The sequence below is a fragment of the Pseudomonas sp. 2hn genome (assembly GCF_019646095.1).
GTDB lineage: Bacteria > Pseudomonadota > Gammaproteobacteria > Pseudomonadales > Pseudomonadaceae > Aquipseudomonas > Aquipseudomonas peradeniyensis.
In genome coordinates this window covers 3,566,526-3,581,306 of sequence record NZ_CP081016.1, presented here as the reverse complement: position 1 = coordinate 3,581,306, position 14,781 = coordinate 3,566,526, and the positions used below count along the sequence as shown (strand labels likewise).

Sequence of the window (14,781 nt, the reverse complement as noted above, 5' to 3'; positions counted from 1 at the left end):
CTATGTCTATCGGCGGGGGTCTGGCCGGTACTATCTCCGGGTCCGCCTCAAGGGCACTCACAGCTCCCACACCGTATCGCTGAAGACCAGCACCAGGGCAACCGCAATGAGCAATACCAAGCGCCTCCTTTCGACCCTCAAGGCCTTCCACTTGGATCGCCCCGACGCGACCTGGGAGGAACTTAGGGCCCGGCTACGCGATATCGCTGAGGAAGCTCTCGGGAACCCTCAAGGCGACCTTTATGGCCTTGTACTCTCCGATATCGCTGAGGATCTTGCTGGGATCGCTGAGACCATGCCCATGGGGCTGGGTCAGGCAAAGGCGTTGATGATGGCCCAGCGGGTCGTGAGGGCTTCACAGGGACGACATAGCGGGGACCTGCGGGGGATCGTTGAGTTGCTTGAAGGGGACCTTAAGGGTGCGATAGTTCCGAGCTATCAAATAGGTCGTTCTGATAGTGCGCCTGTCCCTGAGTCTATCTGTATGTCGCAAGGAGTCCCTAAGGAACCCCTTCAGAAAGCCCAGGCCATGACCTTTATGGATCTTCACGATGCCTACATGGCCGAGCGTGGCGAAGGGATGGCCCCAGCGACCATCAAGAACATGACCAGCACAGCGAAGACCGTGGCGGGCATCCTTGGGGATCTCGATATGCGCTCCCATACACGGGCCAATATGGTGGCCTTGAAGGCTGCCTTGATGGAGACCCGAAAGGCCTCAACGGTCAATAAGCTGCTGACCAATGTGGGCGCCTTGACTGCCTGGGGTGTGGCCACTGGGCTGATGACCCATGACTATGCTCGCAAGCTGACCATCACCAAAGGGGCTAACAGTGAGCGGCAAGCGTTCGCATCTGGGCAGATCATGGAGTTGACCAAGGTGGCGACCACTGGATACCTCAAAGGCGACTGGAAGGGTCACGCCCTGGCCCTGGGGCTGTCCACTGGGGCACGCATTGGGGAGATCCATCAGGTGCATGGCTGTGACTTCATCAAAGATGAGGATGGCCAATGGTTCCTGTCGATCAATGATGACAACGGCAAGACCCTAAAGAACTCCCACAGTCGCCGTGTCGTCCCTCTGGTGGGCATCCCTGAGGAGATCATTGAGACCCTGGCCGCTACCCCTGGGCGAGTCTTCAAGCAATCCATGAGTGGCTTCGCTGCGCAGCTTAATGCGGCCATTAGGGACACCCTGGGTATCGCTGCCGGTGGAGGCCTGTCGTTCCATTCCCTGCGCCACTCGCTGGCGTCTGACCTCAAGACTCAAGCCGTGGCGGTGGGGGTCGTTCAGGCTATCTTGGGGCATAGCTCCGGGTCGCTTGCGTTCGATCTCTACGGTAGCAATGCGGCTGCTTCAAAGAGGCTCATGGTGGAAGCTTTAATGTTGGTCCGCTTGAGCTGTTAGTAGTAATTGATTTGATTTCAGTTATACCAAGGTTTAACTACACAGGAAGGCTTGTATGTTTAGGGGCATTGCAGCTGTGTTTAGAGGGAACTTTCAAATCGAGAGGTCATATTCGCTCGCTCGTGAAGCTTTCGCTATGAATCCTAAAGCTCTTGTAAGTCAGATGCCCGTGGATATGGCGCGAGAGTGGAGGCAAAACCTTCGTTATATGGCGCGTACTATGAATCTCAATGACCATGAGTGCGCGGCTATGATGGTTATAGGGCTTGTAGGGTTGATCGAAGATGAGGCTCATCGAGCGAAAGTTGAGACTGCTATCTCGGCGTGGTACAGGCAGCGGTTGATAAGAACAGATATTTATTTGAGCTACATAAAGGAAAAGGATAGTAAGCCGAACTTGATTTGATCCTGCATCGAGCAGGATGTCCTTGTGGGTCATCATGAGCGTGACGTGCTCTCCGTGGCGACTCAGGTGGCCAGGGTGCGGTTTCTCCCATATAGGCTCTGGCACTGGTCGCAATGACTGGTCGCCGGGGCTCTTTGCGTTAGGGGTATCTAAAACCCCGCGTAAGGGGGCTCAGATTACTTTGGCTTCAGGAAGTGCCGTTTAAAAACCCTCACTTGCGGAGTAACGACAACCGCAAGGAGGACCACATGGACACCCAAGACATCTACGTTGATCACTACAGCGCTGAGCATCACAGCGAGGTCCGTGATGAGGCATTGCGATACCTACAGGCGACCAAGCGTGGCCGAGGGCGACCTCTCAAGATCATTCTGAACCCCTTTGTGGGCCACATACGGCACGAGCTGGACGCCCATAGAGGAGGCCCGTGGGTCACCTACCCGGCATTTGCTATGGACATTGTAGAGGGAGTCGCACGGCTCGACTGGCATGACCGCGCAGCATCCAAGGGGGCTTTAGGGCTCAGCGGGACCATCGATCCGACCCACAAGGAGCCTGCCGGGTCCTCTAAGCCTCTGTCGGTGAAGAAGCTGATGCGGATCATCTCAGGGGTCCACCCTGTATCCGCTGCGACCGTGCAAGAGCACCTCCGTATGGGCCTGAGGCAGGCACAGCGCTACGTTAAGGCTATTGAGCTGGCTATGCCCCTGCTCATGGAGAATCGACCGCTATGGCTCCGTGAGCGCATGGAGGAGGGCCCACGGGCCAAGGAGCTGAAGCCTTGGGTGACCTGGGAGGACCACGCCGACACCCCACCGAATCCTGAGGACCTCGCAAAGCTGCATGAAGACCTCAAGCCCCTGGGCACTGCCGCTAAGGAGGAGTGGTGGCCGATCACCTGAATAAATGCCCCAGCGATTGATTAAATGCCGCATAGATATAGAACCCTTAAAGATCCCACAGCGACCATCTCTAAGACCCTGAGATGACCCAGAGATCACCAAGGAGGAGGGTGGTTTTCAACCATCATCCCTCCATCTCTAAGACAACCTAAAGGAGAACCCAATGACCTCTATCGCCAGCCCAGTGAACCACACCGAGACCTCAGAGGGTCCTAACGAGACCCAAGAGACCATTGAGGTGGTCTGCCCACGGTCCTCACGATTGACCCCTGAGGATCTCGCCTTGATCGGTGAGGTCTTCCCTAAGCACGCCCGCATCGCCTTCATTGAGATCAAAGGGATGCTCAACGACCAAGAGGCACCCTATCGTCGCTGTGGTAACGGCATGATGTACATCGACTGGGAGGGTCTCAAGGACGCCGTGCGATATCGCTTAGGCTCAAGGAACGTTGAGCGCCTCCAGGCCCTGCATGACGCCATGGTGTGCCTTGGGGCCATCGCTAAGACCCCTCTGAGCATCCCGATGCGGGGTGGTCCTATCGTCCTCGCCAGATGATCTATCGTCCTCGGGGCTCGCAATGAGGTCCTTGGGCTCTGACGTTTAAAAACCCTCACTATCGGAGAGACAGCAACACGACCTCTCCCGGACCGTCGCCATGGTCCGTCCTATCGACCACCTGAAGCCTCCGCCATTGGCTCAGAGCTGGTCACCATCACACCAAAACCAGAACCTTTTGATCAGTCTTGAAGATGCCTCGCGGCCCCTCTCCTGGCCATCTGGTCGAGCGCATCTATGGCGCAAGGCTGATCAAAGGGTCAACAGAAGGAGACCCATTCATGGAACTCAATATCAAGAAACTCCCAAGCGGTGAATTCGAGGTGCAGGGTCAGACCGTCACTCGCGCCTTCGCTGAGGGCATCATGCTGGCCACTCTAATGGCCACCTGTGAGGGCCGTGTGGCTCGTATGGTCGCCATTGCGGACCAGTACGAGGCTGTGGGTCTGTCGATCCAGGGGGCGCGTAAGGAGGCCTCTAAGGTCGCTGAGCATCGCTATGCCCAGGCTGAGGCCCAGCGCAAGAGGGACCAAGAGGCCCAGTGGTACGCCCAGCGCGCCCGAGAGATGGCCAGCATGCACGACCCATTAGAGATCGCACGGGCCAAAGCCAAGCGCGAAGCCCGAGACGCTGAGATCCGCGCTTACGCACAGTCGATCAGGGCTGCCCGTGGTGGCCGCCAAGTCTTCAGCGATTCCGACTGGGCCTGATTCGGCCTGATCTCACCTCATTAATTACCGCAAGGAGACCCATATGAACCCTGTTAAGACCATCAACACCCGCACCACTGTACGCCCACAGGACACCGACCACCGCCACAACACCGACCGCTACAAGCTGCCCACCGATATGAGCATTGAGTCCGTCGTCCCAGGGGCCACCATAGCTCAATGGGGAGGCCCTGAGGTCGCCAAGAACACCCCGAGCGCCGCCGACTATGTGGCTGCCCTGGTGAACTCCGTGAACACCTTCATGAACTCTGATAACTGGCGCGAGGATGCCGATGAGGCAATCTCCTGTGAGTTCCGCCCGGCCCATACCGAACCGACCGTGCAGCAGATCGTCCTATTGGAAGACCGAACCGTCGAGTTCGACCCACGTACCTCGCTGTATGACCGCACTAAGAAGGTCTCCGAGGGCAAGGCGATTGCCGGTGACTTCCTGTTCTCTGAGCCCTGCTCGCATGCGGCCCTGTTCTCGGGTCGCTTCACTGTGCTGGATCACAACGTCATCGGCGGCTTCACGGCTGCCGGTGTTGCTCAGACCGCCTCCAAGTTCCTGACAGACTTCCAAGTCAGCTGCAACACCATGGTCGCCAAGATCCTCGCCAAGACCGCTAACCTCCGCAAGGTTGACGTAGCGATGCCTAAAGGCGCCCCACGGGAAATCGCTGAGGACCTTCTCGATATCCTGGCGATGAACGTAGACACGGCCTTCGGCTCGGGTGTCTCAGACTTCACCTTGATGGTCCCAATCAAGCTGGCGGCCATTCTGGACCGTGCAGCCCAGCGAGCGGGCTTTGAGGAGGCTGATGAATTGATCGGCACCGGTATCCAGTACCACCAGGGTCCCGATGTGATCTTCATGGTCCCCAAAGAGCTTCGCGATGCTGTCATTCCGTGAGGACTCAGACGGTGACATTTGGAAGCTGACCACCAGTCGCAATCCGAATGCCCAAGGCTATGACGTAGAGATCACCGGTGTGGCCGATGTGGTCGCAGACTCCATGGTCAAGCTCAAGCTGGCTAACCCTGAGGATCCCTCGGAGCGCCTCCAGACCGTTACCGTGCCGTTCCCTGTGGTCACCATGATCACCCTGACCCCGTAAGACCAGTAAGACCCAAGATCCTGAGGTCCCGTAAAGGGGCCTTGGGGTCGGCCAAATGTGCATAAATTGCATATCTCCAACCTGGGGCGGCTCCAAAAGATGCCGTAAATCTTTCCGCCATCTCTGAGGTCCCGTAAAGGGGGCCTTGGCTTGGCCTGGGCTTCCCTTAAAAACCCTCACAAAGCCAGGGTGCCCGTAAGCTGGTCGCCGGGGTTAACGGACTCAAATCTGAGTCGGTTGACTCTTCGGACCTCAACGCCCTCAAATCTCGGGAGTGTTCAAAAAATGATCATTCCTCAAATCTGAGGAGTGTTCGAGCCTTCACCATCTAATGCCCGTCGCTGGGCTATCTATCAGAGTCTTTCTGTTTGCTCCCTGTGCCACTGCTGGAACCCTTGTCGTGGGTCTCTGAGCCAGCCTGTGGGAGCGAACTCAGGGAGCAAACAAAAGGAGTCACGACTATGACCACCAACATCAAACACAAACACGCTGACCACGTCATCATCATCGAAGGGCACGCCTTTAAGGCTGACTCTGCGGGCCGCTGGGACCTCACAGATATCTGGCGCACGCTGGGTCTCCCTAAGGGCAAGGCCCCCGGCTCCTGGCGAACCAGGCAGGCCAAGCAGATGGAAGAGTTACATTTTCTGCAACTCTCGCACGGCTCGGGCGCATGGGCGGCCAAGAGGGCGGCCATCGCGTATGCTGCCTGGGTCTCCCTGGAATTCGAGACGCTGGTCTATGACGCCTTTGAGGCCATCCTTGAGCTACCCGAGGTGGCACCTATCGTCGCTGAGCACATGGCCAAGCTGGGTCACTCCCATAGCGCTGATATCCTCAAGCGCATGACCTTCAGCGACAAGTGCGACTGGAAGTCCATGGGACGCCGCCGCGACACAAGGACTACTGAGGAGAAACGCCTTGATGCCTTGATGCGCCGCAATAGGGCTCGCAACGGGGGGATGTGACCCGCTAAGCCCCTCAAGGACACCTAAGGACGGTGTTCGTTATCACTCACCACCATTACCAAGGAGACCCGTATGGACGCCCTTTACGTCGCCTCTATGGCGCTTCATGGTCTCCACGTCTCCTTGTACCTCCTCGCGGTTGCGTGGGGCGTGGAGGGTCTGAATGAGCCCCTGTGGCTCTCCAGGATCCTCAAGGGATCGCTGCGAACCCTGCGATGAGCCTTGGGGCCTTTGAGAATCTGGGAGAAATTTCCGAGACCTCATGTCAATAAGGACTCACGCGCAAATACCCCCATGGGCGCCCGTGTGTGCCCCAGCACGCAGGCGCGATAAGGACCCCTTGAGAGACATTGTGAGCAGCCCTTGAGGCCGTCTACGGGATGCGCTGGGCCCTGGCCTTGAGGTGTCACAAGGATGTTCCAATGTGTCACAAGCTCGGGTACAGTAGGCCACCTCACCCAAGGATAACAGGACATTATGGAGTTTCTTGCCGAATACGCAAGCTTTCTCGCCAAAACCGCCACCCTGGTGATCGCCATCCTGGTGGTGCTGTCGGCCATCGCCGGCCTGCGTGGCAAAGGGCGGCGCAAGCCGGGTGGGCAGTTGCAGGTTACCCGTCTCAACGAGTTCTACAAGGAACTGCGCGAGCGCCTGGAATCGGGCCTGCTCGACAAGGCCCAGCTCAAGGCCCTGCGCAAGCAGCAGGCCAAGGCGGAAAAACAGCAGAAGAAAAAGCCCGAGGACAAGCGCCGGGTGTTCGTCCTCGACTTCGACGGCGACATCAAGGCCTCGGCCACCGAGAGCCTGCGCAACGAGATCACCGCGCTGCTGACCCTGGCCACCCCGCGTGACGAGGTGGTGTTGCGCCTGGAGAGCGGCGGTGGCCTGGTGCACAGCTATGGCCTGGCGGCTTCGCAGCTGGCGCGCATCCGCGAGGCCGGCATCCCGCTGACCATCTGCATCGACAAGGTTGCCGCCAGCGGCGGCTACATGATGGCCTGCATCGGCGAGAAAATCGTCAGTGCGCCGTTCGCGGTGCTGGGCTCGATCGGCGTGGTGGCGCAGATGCCCAACGTCAACCGCCTGCTGAAAAAGCACGACATCGATTTCGAAGTGCTGACTGCCGGCGAATACAAACGCACCCTGACCGTGTTCGGCGAGAACACCGACAAGGGCCGGGAGAAGTTCCAGGAAGACCTGGACATCACTCACCAGCTGTTCAAGGACTTCGTCGCCCGCTATCGCCCGCAGCTTCATATAGACGAGGTGGCGACCGGCGAAGTCTGGCTGGGCATCGCCGCGCTCAATCGCCAGCTGGTCGACGAACTGGGCACCAGCGACGAGTACCTGAGCCGCAGTGCCCGCGAGGCCAATGTGTTCCACCTGCGATTCGCCGAGCGCAAGAGCCTGCAGGAGCGTATCGGCGTTGCCGCCAGCGGGGCGGTGGAGAACACCCTGGTCGGCTTGTGGAGCAAACTCGGGCGTCTGCGCTAACACCTTGAACCCCTTGAAGATTTTTTTCTTCAAGGGGGTTGCAAGGTGCATCGAATGCCGACATAATGGCGTCCATCGAAACGCAGCTGACTTGAAAAAGCCCAGCGGTTTCAAGGAGATAGCGAAAGCTGACTCCGACTTTGAGGCCGAGTAGCAAAGTGGTTATGCTCCGGATTGCAAATCCGTCTACGCCGGTTCGATTCCGACCTCGGCCTCCACCATTCGAAAGCCCCGCAATCATTTTGGTTGCGGGGCTTTTTTCATGTCTGCGGATTGTCCCGGGACGTCCTATTTGGGACAAATCTGGGACATCGAAGGAAATTTCGCGTCCCACAAGCCGGGCATCACCGGAGCATGTCGATCAGCGAGTCCACTCAAGTGCGGTGGATGCGCCGAAGTTCGCTGAACAAAAACCCAGAATACTGGTTGAATATACAGTACTTATGTGGCATAGTTACCTACATCAGCGACAAGTCTGAGGTTGGTGAAACCTCATCACCCCTGATCTTCGCCAGAGGACCTCGAGTCTCGAACCATCGCCCATGAGCGCCATACGCCCAATACAGAGGCCTGAACTTAAATCAGCTCAGTAACGGAGTTTAAAATGGATAACGCAAACTCGGCGTCTCAAACCTTGCAAGATCTTTGGACTCAAGTAGACCCGGTGGAGAACACCGGCATGCTTAGGCGCGTGGTTTTTGCGCAAGGCAAGTTTTATGCGGCTGGTGGCAACGGTCTTCCCACAACCACTCAGGTTGTCACTGGAGACGCAACTGGTACAGCGTGGACCAAGCTTAAGGGCGCCGTCACCTCTGATAGCGGAAAGGTCCTCAACGAGCTGTACTGGAACGGTCTTGGGACAACGCTTCAAGGCCTTTCTCAATCCGGCAATGTGGTCCACGGCAGCATTGCACGCCCTTTAAATGCTTGGACAGACCTTACGGCAGCTGCTCGCGCGTATGTAGACTTGCATGGCATTGTGTATTATCAGCCAATTTACGGCGACATCGCGACCTGGATACTGGTTGGGTCTAACGGTAAAGTCTTTTCCCGTTATGAGGATTGGTCAGGCACGGTGGAGCGCACTACGACCTTCACTTCTAGCGAGACTGTGCACTGCGTCAACGTCATTGGCGTTTTTGTGTTGATTGCGGGATCGAATGGGAAGCTGCTTAGCGCTGTGAAGATGCCAACGGGTAATCCGCAATCATTCGCGACCAGAACCAGCACCTTCGGCACTAGCACCATCCTTTCCATGAAGCTTTGCAACGGGAAAATGTTTATCGTTGGTGCGGATGGCAAGATGGCATATTCATCCGATGGGCTTACCTGGACTGCTGTTGAAGATACCAGTTTCGGTGGAACCATCATCCGCGACATTGCTTACGGTAATGGCAAGTATGTAGCTGTCGGCGACGGCGGCAAAACAGCCGTTTCCGAGGATGGGATCGGCTGGGTTCAGCAAGCCAACACTTTCGCAGGAACCGATATCCGGAGCGTCGCCTACGGCAACGGCAATTTTGTAGCTGTTGGTGCAGCCGGCAAGATTGCTTACTGGACTCCATGATCTTCTATCTCCTTGCGTAATAGAGCCCAGCCGTCGCGCTGGGCTTTTTCATTTCTGATTCAGGCTCGCCACAGCCAGGGTGGCCCTTCGGGGGATGCTTGGACGCGCGGCGAGACTGGTTCAGTTGGGTGCCAGCGCTGCAAGCCCATTGGCGGACAGGCTGGAAGATTGGCAAAACCCCGCAGATCTGGGGCTGCGGTTTTTTAATGCCTGCGAATTGTTCGTCGCCCCGCCATCTGGGGCAATCTTGGGCCACGAAGGAAAGTGTGTGACCACCGGTAAATTCGCTGTGATCCTCTACGGGTTATTCAAGGATGAAACGCAATGAAAAAGCTCAAAGAACTGGACGCAGCCGCCACCCGTTACCTGAGCAGGTACTCCCGCAAGCAGTTTTTCTCGATTTTCGTTGTGATTACGGCGATCAACTATTGCTGCGCCTACAACGTGGAGGGATACAAATCGATCTGGCTGGCAATGATCGGCGGCTGGTTCTTCGGTATGACCTTCGCACCGTTCCACGCTAAAAAAGGCCAATCCTGAAGGCGGCTACCGGGTAGCATCCAGGGTGGGAGCAAGGGCGGCCAGCGTGGGACAGCAAGCGGCCTGGATCAGCCGCGTCTGCGTAGCCACTCATCCGCAACTTCCCCCATGGTGGCAGGCGCTGCGCTCTTGATCCAGGCCATGAAAGCGCGGTCGAACTTGAAGGTCTCGCCACATTCACCGACCAGGAACCGCCGGACCTTCTGCGTGTTCCGGTAGTGCCGGTCCAGCGGGGTGGCGCGGGTGATCGGTCCAGCATGCCAGTCGAAGCTCATCTCCATTCCCTTGGATGGCTGTGATCCCAGGAGCGTAGCATTGTCGGCGGCTGCGTGGGCGTGCCCTGACCTGACGGTCTGTGCCATCTAATCAAGCCAGGTGGCTTGCCAGAAGCTCGATGAATGCCCGCACCTTGACCGGTCGAAAGCGAGCCGTCGGGAAGACCGCATGGATCTCGCCTCGAGGCAGCGACCACTGCGGCAGCACCTCGATCAGCCGGCCTGCCTGCAGGTCAGGTTCCGCCACATAGTCCGGAAGGACCGATAGCCCGGCCCCGAGCAGCGTGGCTTCGCGTACCGCCAAGGTGGCGTTGAGCGACAGGCTGGCTCTCATCTCCACTGTTTCGCGTTGCGAGGCACCCTTGGCAAATAGCCAACGGGTCGGTTCTCGCAGCGCCAGGTTCGCCACGATCGGTAGCTCGGCCAGATCCGCCGGGGCCTGCAGTTTGTCCACTCGCGCTTGCCACTGAGGGCCGGCCACCAACCGTTGCGCAAACTCGCCGATTCGCCGGGCCTGCAGATGTTGCTCGGTAATCCAGCCAACGCGAATGGAAAGGTCCAGATCGTTGGCGCCCAGATCCAGGGTCTGGTCGCTGAAGTGTGCCTCGACCTTGCACTGCGGATATCGCTGCGAGAATGCGGTGATGGCCGGTACCACGACACCGATGCCGTAATCGAAGGGGGCGGTCAGGCGTAGGGTGCCCGTCGGCTCGCTGGCGGCTTCGGACAGTTCCTCGAAAGCCTCTTCAGCCTCTTTGAGGATCAGGGCGCAGCGGTGGTAGAACTGTTGGCCCGCCTCGGTGGTGCGGACTTTTCGCGTGCTTCGTACCAGCAGTGTGGTGCGACAGTCGCTTTCCAGTCGCGCCACCTGTTGGCTGACCACGGCCTTGGTGATGCCGAGGCGCTCTGCTGCTGCGGTGAAGGAGCCGGTTTCGACCACCGCGGTGAAGTACGCAAGCCTGTTCAGGCTGGAAGCGCCGGTCATTGATACACTCTTTAATGTCTGTATTTAACATACAGTGTGTTTATTTTGTATGCGTTTAAATGTCAATACATGCACTATAAGATTCGAGGCATTCCATTCAAGGCGTTTCACCATGAACAAGACCCTGGTTTACCTCTACGATCCACTGTGCGGCTGGTGCTACGGTGCAGGGGGACCTTTGCCCCAGGTTCTCGAATCCACGGGCCTTGTGTTGCGCCTGATACCGACGGGGCTGTTTTCCGGCAGCGGTGCTCGCGCCATGGATGATGACTTTGCGGCGTACGCCTGGAGCAACGACCAGCGTATCGAGCGCCTGACCGGGCAAACCTTCACTGAACGCTACCGCGACCAGGTACTCGCCGACCGTGTTCAGGCGTTCGACAGTGGTCCGTCTACCCTGGCGCTCAGCGCAGTGAACCTGACTTCGCCTGAGCACGAGTTCGAAGCGCTCAAGGCGATTCAGGCGGCGCGCTATGTTGATGGCCTGGATGTAACCCGGTTGGAGACGTTGACAGCAGTGCTGGCGAACCTGGGCTTGAATGCCGCCGCCGAGCGGCTGACGCGCCCGGATTCGGCCTTGCTGCAGGCCAACGACGATCGTGTGGGGCAGGGGCGTGCCTTGCTGGGTCGCGTGGGCGGCCGAGGCGTGCCGACATTCGTTCTGCAACAAGCGGACGACGCCATGCAGTTGTTACCTGCCAGCGCTATCTTTTCAGATCCTCAGGCCTTCATTCGCGAGCTGAAGGTGGGGGTAAAACCATGAGCAAGAGCAACCTGGACATCATCCGAGCCTCGTACGAAGGCTCAGCCGAACAGAATGGCCGGAATCTGCTGGCGGCGCTGGCTGCGGACGTGATCTGGACCGAGGCGGCCGGCTTCCCTTATGCCGGTACCTATGTCGGCCCGCAGGCGATCATGGAGGGTGTGTTCCATCGCCTGGCCAGCGAATGGGATGGCTACCAGGCCAAGGTGCATACCTATGTGGCCGAGGACGACAGGGTTGCCGCCTTTGGCGTCTACTCGGGCACCTATCGCAAGACCGGGAAGGCGATGACCGCAACCTTTGCCCACCTGTACCGGCTGGACAGCGGCAAGATCGTCAGCATGGAGCAATACGTCGACAGTGCGCAGGTCAACGCGGCGCTTACCTGAGCCGCCGTCGGTTCCAGGCACAGGCCGCTGCAGGGCGGCCTGTGCCGACTGGCAATTACTTGCCCGAAGCGTCCTGCTCGACCACCAAGTCCAGCACATAGACCTGCGACGGGGCGTCGGCCGGCGGGTTCTTCCATTCGTATTGCTTCACGCGCAGCACGGTGCGCACGCCGTCACGGTGCTCGAAGCCCTCGATGGACTGGTACAGCGGGTGCCAGCTGTCCTGGGTCGCCAGCTGCAGGCCGGCGTCGTCATAGCGACGCTCGCGCACTTGCAGGCACTGGTAGTTGGGGATCAGCGGGTGGCTGCACTTGACGGTCTTGGCGGCCACTTCCAGGAACTTGATCTCGCCCTTGCTGCCATAGCGGGTTTCCGGGGTGGCTTCACCCTGGAACTTCAGCACCGAGCCGTCCTGGGTGGTCAGTTGCAGCACTGGCTCCCCGGCATCGTCGGAGAGGGTGGTGCGCAGGTCGCCCTTGAACAGGCGCCCGACCTGGGCGTCCAGTTCCATCAGGGGCTTGTCGCAGGCCTTCATGGTCGAGGCCAGTGATTGCACCTTCAGTACGCCGTCCTGGTAGGAATAGCCGCCGAACTGGTTGTTGCAGCCGCCGCTGATGTTCAGGTTGCGTTCGGCGAAGTTCAACCGCAGTTTGCCTTCGATGCCTGGGGCCATGGCGGTGATGGGCTTGCCCGACGCGTCGTTGGCCGCTACCAGGTTCCAGTAGTAGGCCGAGAGTTTGGGCTGGGTTGCGCTGGATGCGGCAGTGGCAGGCATGGAAGGCGTCCCTTCATGGGAGGTGGAAGCCGGGGCACATGCCTGGAGCAGGGCGGCGCAGACGGCAACGAGGAGAATGTTCTGTTTCATGGTTCGCTCTTTCAGCCTTGAAAAATGGGGGCGGCATCCTCGACAGTCGGGATGCGCGCGCCGGTAGACCGGGATATCGAGGCCGTTTCAGGATCGCTTCGCGACGTGGACCTTGCCACGTCTGTGAGCGTTATCGGATGGCCTCGGCAGTAACCGATGGCAATGGGACAGCATCGATCCCATTGAGTTTCATCGACGGGGTGGCCGGCAAGTGTTGCCAGATTTTGCAGGGCAGCCCGCGCCTCCAGACCTGCGGACCTTTGCAGGGATATCCACTCATTATCGCGGCCTGTGGTGCCGATAGGCCTGATTGCTCAAGCAGGGTCATGGCGAAGCCCATGTCATTGTCATGGGCTAGGATTGCACAGACCCCAATCCTCAGAGGCAAGCAGCAATGAGCAAACGCCGCACAGTCATTGCCACACTGACATCCATCGCACTGGCACTGGCGCCCTGCATATCTTTCGCCGACCCGGGTAATGGCAAGGGGCACGGCAAGGGGCAATCCCAGCAGAACCATGGCAACCAAGGGGCGGGCAAGCACGATGGCGGTCACGGTGGTCCCGTGATCGACCGTGGCGATGTGCTCGGTATCCTGGGTGGGCACCGCGATTACTGGAGCCCGGGGCCTGCATTGCCTCCCGGCATCCAGAAGAACCTGGCGCGTGGCAAGCCATTGCCCCCAGGCATCGCCAAGAAGCTCGATGGCCGGTTGCTGGGCCAGCTGCCGCGTTATGACGGTTATGAATGGATGCAGGCGGGTGTCGACCTGATTCTGGTGGCAGTCGCCACGGGGGTGATATACGAAGTACTCAACGGCGCTTTCGACTAGCGCGCAGGCAAAGAAAAGGCCCGCTGGGGAGGGCGGGCCAAGTGTTTCACGGATGAGTCATTACCTTGGCACGGCTGAGGTGAAAAAGTTGTCAATTGGCACGCTCTGATTTGTACGGAAAACACAAAAAAGAAAACCCGCCAAAAAGGCGGGTTGAACAGAACGTATCGAAGCCAGGTCAGTCTGCCTGGGTGTTTGTCAGAATTTCGTGAAGGCCACCCGGGTAATCGTGCAGTAAACGTTACTGAGTTTTTCATAAGTCCGGCGAACGTTTCCCGGCAACGGCTCCCGAACCTCTAACGGTGCAGCAGTTCCAGCTGGCTGATCACGCAGACAGACGCATCCGTGGACGGGGTGTCATCGCTGAAGTCCACCTGGTTGTACACGCCGCCATGGAAGTTGAAGGTGTGGTCCTTCCAGCCCGAGGTCATTTGCAGCAGGCCGGAGTCGCCGCTGCGGCCGTTGCAGGCAGTGGTTACCGTCGCGACCCTGGCCGCAGTGACTTCGAGGGTGATGTCGAAGGGCGTGCCCAGGGGCACATCGACGAGGAGGGTGCTGTTGGCCGGCGTCGCCTGGTTGAAGTCCTGGCGAAAGCCGAGGGTGATCTTGCCCTTGTTCCAGAACACCTTGATCGCCGGGCTGTCGTCGCCCTTCACATGCAGCTGCGCGATCACCACCTTCTGTGCCGAGTTGACCTGCTCCAGCAGCATGCGCTGGTGGCAGAAATGTCGGCTGGCGCTGCTCATGGCCCAATAAGTGGCCTCCTTCCACTCGCAGCGGGTTCGGTGGGTACTCTTGCTCGATGCACCCTTGGTGGGCGCGGTCATGCGCACTGCGCCACTGCTCAGGCGGCTCACAACCTGGGGCAGGCTGGCGAGGGCCTGGGCGCCGGTGACCTCAAGGGCAACAGGGTCGGTAGCGGATTTGGGGACCGGGGTAGTAATGATCAGCTGGTCGATGTTCACGGGCATGGGAAAGCTCCTTGATGAAAAAGATCCTGCAA

At 58.8% G+C, this 14,781-nt stretch carries 17 protein-coding genes and 1 tRNA gene; 14 read left to right on the top strand and 4 right to left on the bottom strand.

Translation table 11 applies throughout. From position 1 onward, the window contains the following. Nucleotides 1-106 precede the first annotated feature (106 nt). From K2O50_RS15990 to K2O50_RS15940, 11 genes are all read left to right on the top strand, one after another. Nucleotides 107-1,408 carry a tyrosine-type recombinase/integrase gene (locus K2O50_RS15990; protein WP_050706301.1) on the top strand — a complete coding sequence of 434 codons (1,302 nt, stop codon included), beginning with the start codon at nt 107-109 and terminating at the stop codon, nt 1,406-1,408. Between the two features lie 654 nt (nt 1,409-2,062). After that, the gene (locus K2O50_RS15985) at nt 2,063-2,716 is read left to right on the top strand and encodes a hypothetical protein (RefSeq protein WP_050706276.1); all 654 of its coding nucleotides are present in this window, start codon (nt 2,063-2,065) and stop codon (nt 2,714-2,716) included. Between the two features lie 163 nt (nt 2,717-2,879). Beyond that, entirely contained in the window at nt 2,880-3,272 is a 393-nt protein-coding gene (locus K2O50_RS15980) for a hypothetical protein (RefSeq protein ID WP_050706275.1), read from the top strand. A 281-nt stretch (nt 3,273-3,553) separates the two neighbouring features. After that, the gene (locus tag K2O50_RS15975) at nt 3,554-3,982 is read left to right on the top strand and encodes a hypothetical protein (RefSeq protein WP_050706274.1); all 429 of its coding nucleotides are present in this window, start codon (nt 3,554-3,556) and stop codon (nt 3,980-3,982) included. A gap of 43 nt (nt 3,983-4,025) precedes the next feature. Then, entirely contained in the window at nt 4,026-4,895 is an 870-nt protein-coding gene (locus tag K2O50_RS15970) for a hypothetical protein (RefSeq protein WP_220689833.1), read from the top strand. Next, nucleotides 4,879-5,100 carry a hypothetical protein gene (locus K2O50_RS15965; RefSeq protein ID WP_220689832.1) on the top strand — a complete coding sequence of 74 codons (222 nt, stop codon included), beginning with the start codon at nt 4,879-4,881 and terminating at the stop codon, nt 5,098-5,100. The genes K2O50_RS15970 and K2O50_RS15965 overlap by 17 nt, the downstream gene beginning before the upstream one ends. A 461-nt stretch (nt 5,101-5,561) precedes the next feature. Then, entirely contained in the window at nt 5,562-6,068 is a 507-nt protein-coding gene (locus K2O50_RS15960) for a hypothetical protein (RefSeq protein WP_050706272.1), read from the top strand. Between the two features lie 477 nt (nt 6,069-6,545). After that, entirely contained in the window at nt 6,546-7,562 is a 1,017-nt protein-coding gene (gene sohB / locus K2O50_RS15955; RefSeq protein ID WP_050706271.1) for a protease SohB, read from the top strand. Nucleotides 7,563-7,706: 144 nt separating this feature from the next. After that, a tRNA-Cys gene (locus K2O50_RS15950) sits at nt 7,707-7,780 on the top strand. A gap of 386 nt (nt 7,781-8,166) precedes the next feature. Next, the gene (locus tag K2O50_RS15945; RefSeq protein ID WP_050706270.1) at nt 8,167-9,129 is read left to right on the top strand and encodes a hypothetical protein; all 963 of its coding nucleotides are present in this window, start codon (nt 8,167-8,169) and stop codon (nt 9,127-9,129) included. Between the two features lie 324 nt (nt 9,130-9,453). Further along, nucleotides 9,454-9,669: a hypothetical protein gene (locus K2O50_RS15940; protein ID WP_050706269.1), complete on the top strand. Its 216-nt coding sequence runs from the start codon at nt 9,454-9,456 to the stop codon at nt 9,667-9,669. 68 nt (nt 9,670-9,737) lie between these two features. On the opposite strand, the gene K2O50_RS15935 is transcribed toward K2O50_RS15940, so the two are convergent. Together K2O50_RS15935 and K2O50_RS15930 are read right to left on the bottom strand one after the other, a co-directional pair. Next, nucleotides 9,738-9,944, bottom strand: a complete 207-nt coding sequence (locus K2O50_RS15935) for a DUF6434 domain-containing protein (protein WP_050706268.1) — start codon at nt 9,942-9,944, stop codon at nt 9,738-9,740. A gap of 91 nt (nt 9,945-10,035) precedes the next feature. Beyond that, nucleotides 10,036-10,929 (bottom strand): LysR family transcriptional regulator, encoded by an 894-nt coding sequence (locus K2O50_RS15930; RefSeq protein ID WP_050706267.1) that lies wholly within the window; start codon nt 10,927-10,929, stop codon nt 10,036-10,038. A 112-nt stretch (nt 10,930-11,041) separates the two neighbouring features. Between K2O50_RS15930 and K2O50_RS15925 the strand changes: the two genes are divergently transcribed. Together K2O50_RS15925 and K2O50_RS15920 are read left to right on the top strand one after the other, a co-directional pair. Then, nucleotides 11,042-11,692, top strand: a complete 651-nt coding sequence (locus tag K2O50_RS15925; RefSeq protein ID WP_050706266.1) for a DsbA family protein — start codon at nt 11,042-11,044, stop codon at nt 11,690-11,692. Beyond that, complete coding sequence (locus K2O50_RS15920; protein WP_050706265.1) at nt 11,689-12,081, top strand: nuclear transport factor 2 family protein; 393 nt, start codon at nt 11,689-11,691, stop codon at nt 12,079-12,081. Before K2O50_RS15925 ends, K2O50_RS15920 begins: the two co-directional genes overlap by 4 nt. Before the next feature lie 55 nt (nt 12,082-12,136). Here the strand turns inward: K2O50_RS15920 and K2O50_RS15915 are convergent, their stop codons facing one another. After that, the gene (locus tag K2O50_RS15915; RefSeq protein ID WP_256206007.1) at nt 12,137-12,856 is read right to left on the bottom strand and encodes an META and DUF4377 domain-containing protein; all 720 of its coding nucleotides are present in this window, start codon (nt 12,854-12,856) and stop codon (nt 12,137-12,139) included. A gap of 484 nt (nt 12,857-13,340) precedes the next feature. Between K2O50_RS15915 and K2O50_RS15910 the strand changes: the two genes are divergently transcribed. Beyond that, nucleotides 13,341-13,778 (top strand): anti-virulence regulator CigR family protein, encoded by a 438-nt coding sequence (locus K2O50_RS15910; RefSeq protein WP_050706263.1) that lies wholly within the window; start codon nt 13,341-13,343, stop codon nt 13,776-13,778. 296 nt (nt 13,779-14,074) lie between these two features. Here the strand turns inward: K2O50_RS15910 and K2O50_RS15905 are convergent, their stop codons facing one another. Continuing rightward, nucleotides 14,075-14,749: a polysaccharide lyase family 7 protein gene (locus tag K2O50_RS15905; protein WP_050706262.1), complete on the bottom strand. Its 675-nt coding sequence runs from the start codon at nt 14,747-14,749 to the stop codon at nt 14,075-14,077. Nucleotides 14,750-14,781: the final 32 nt, after the last annotated feature.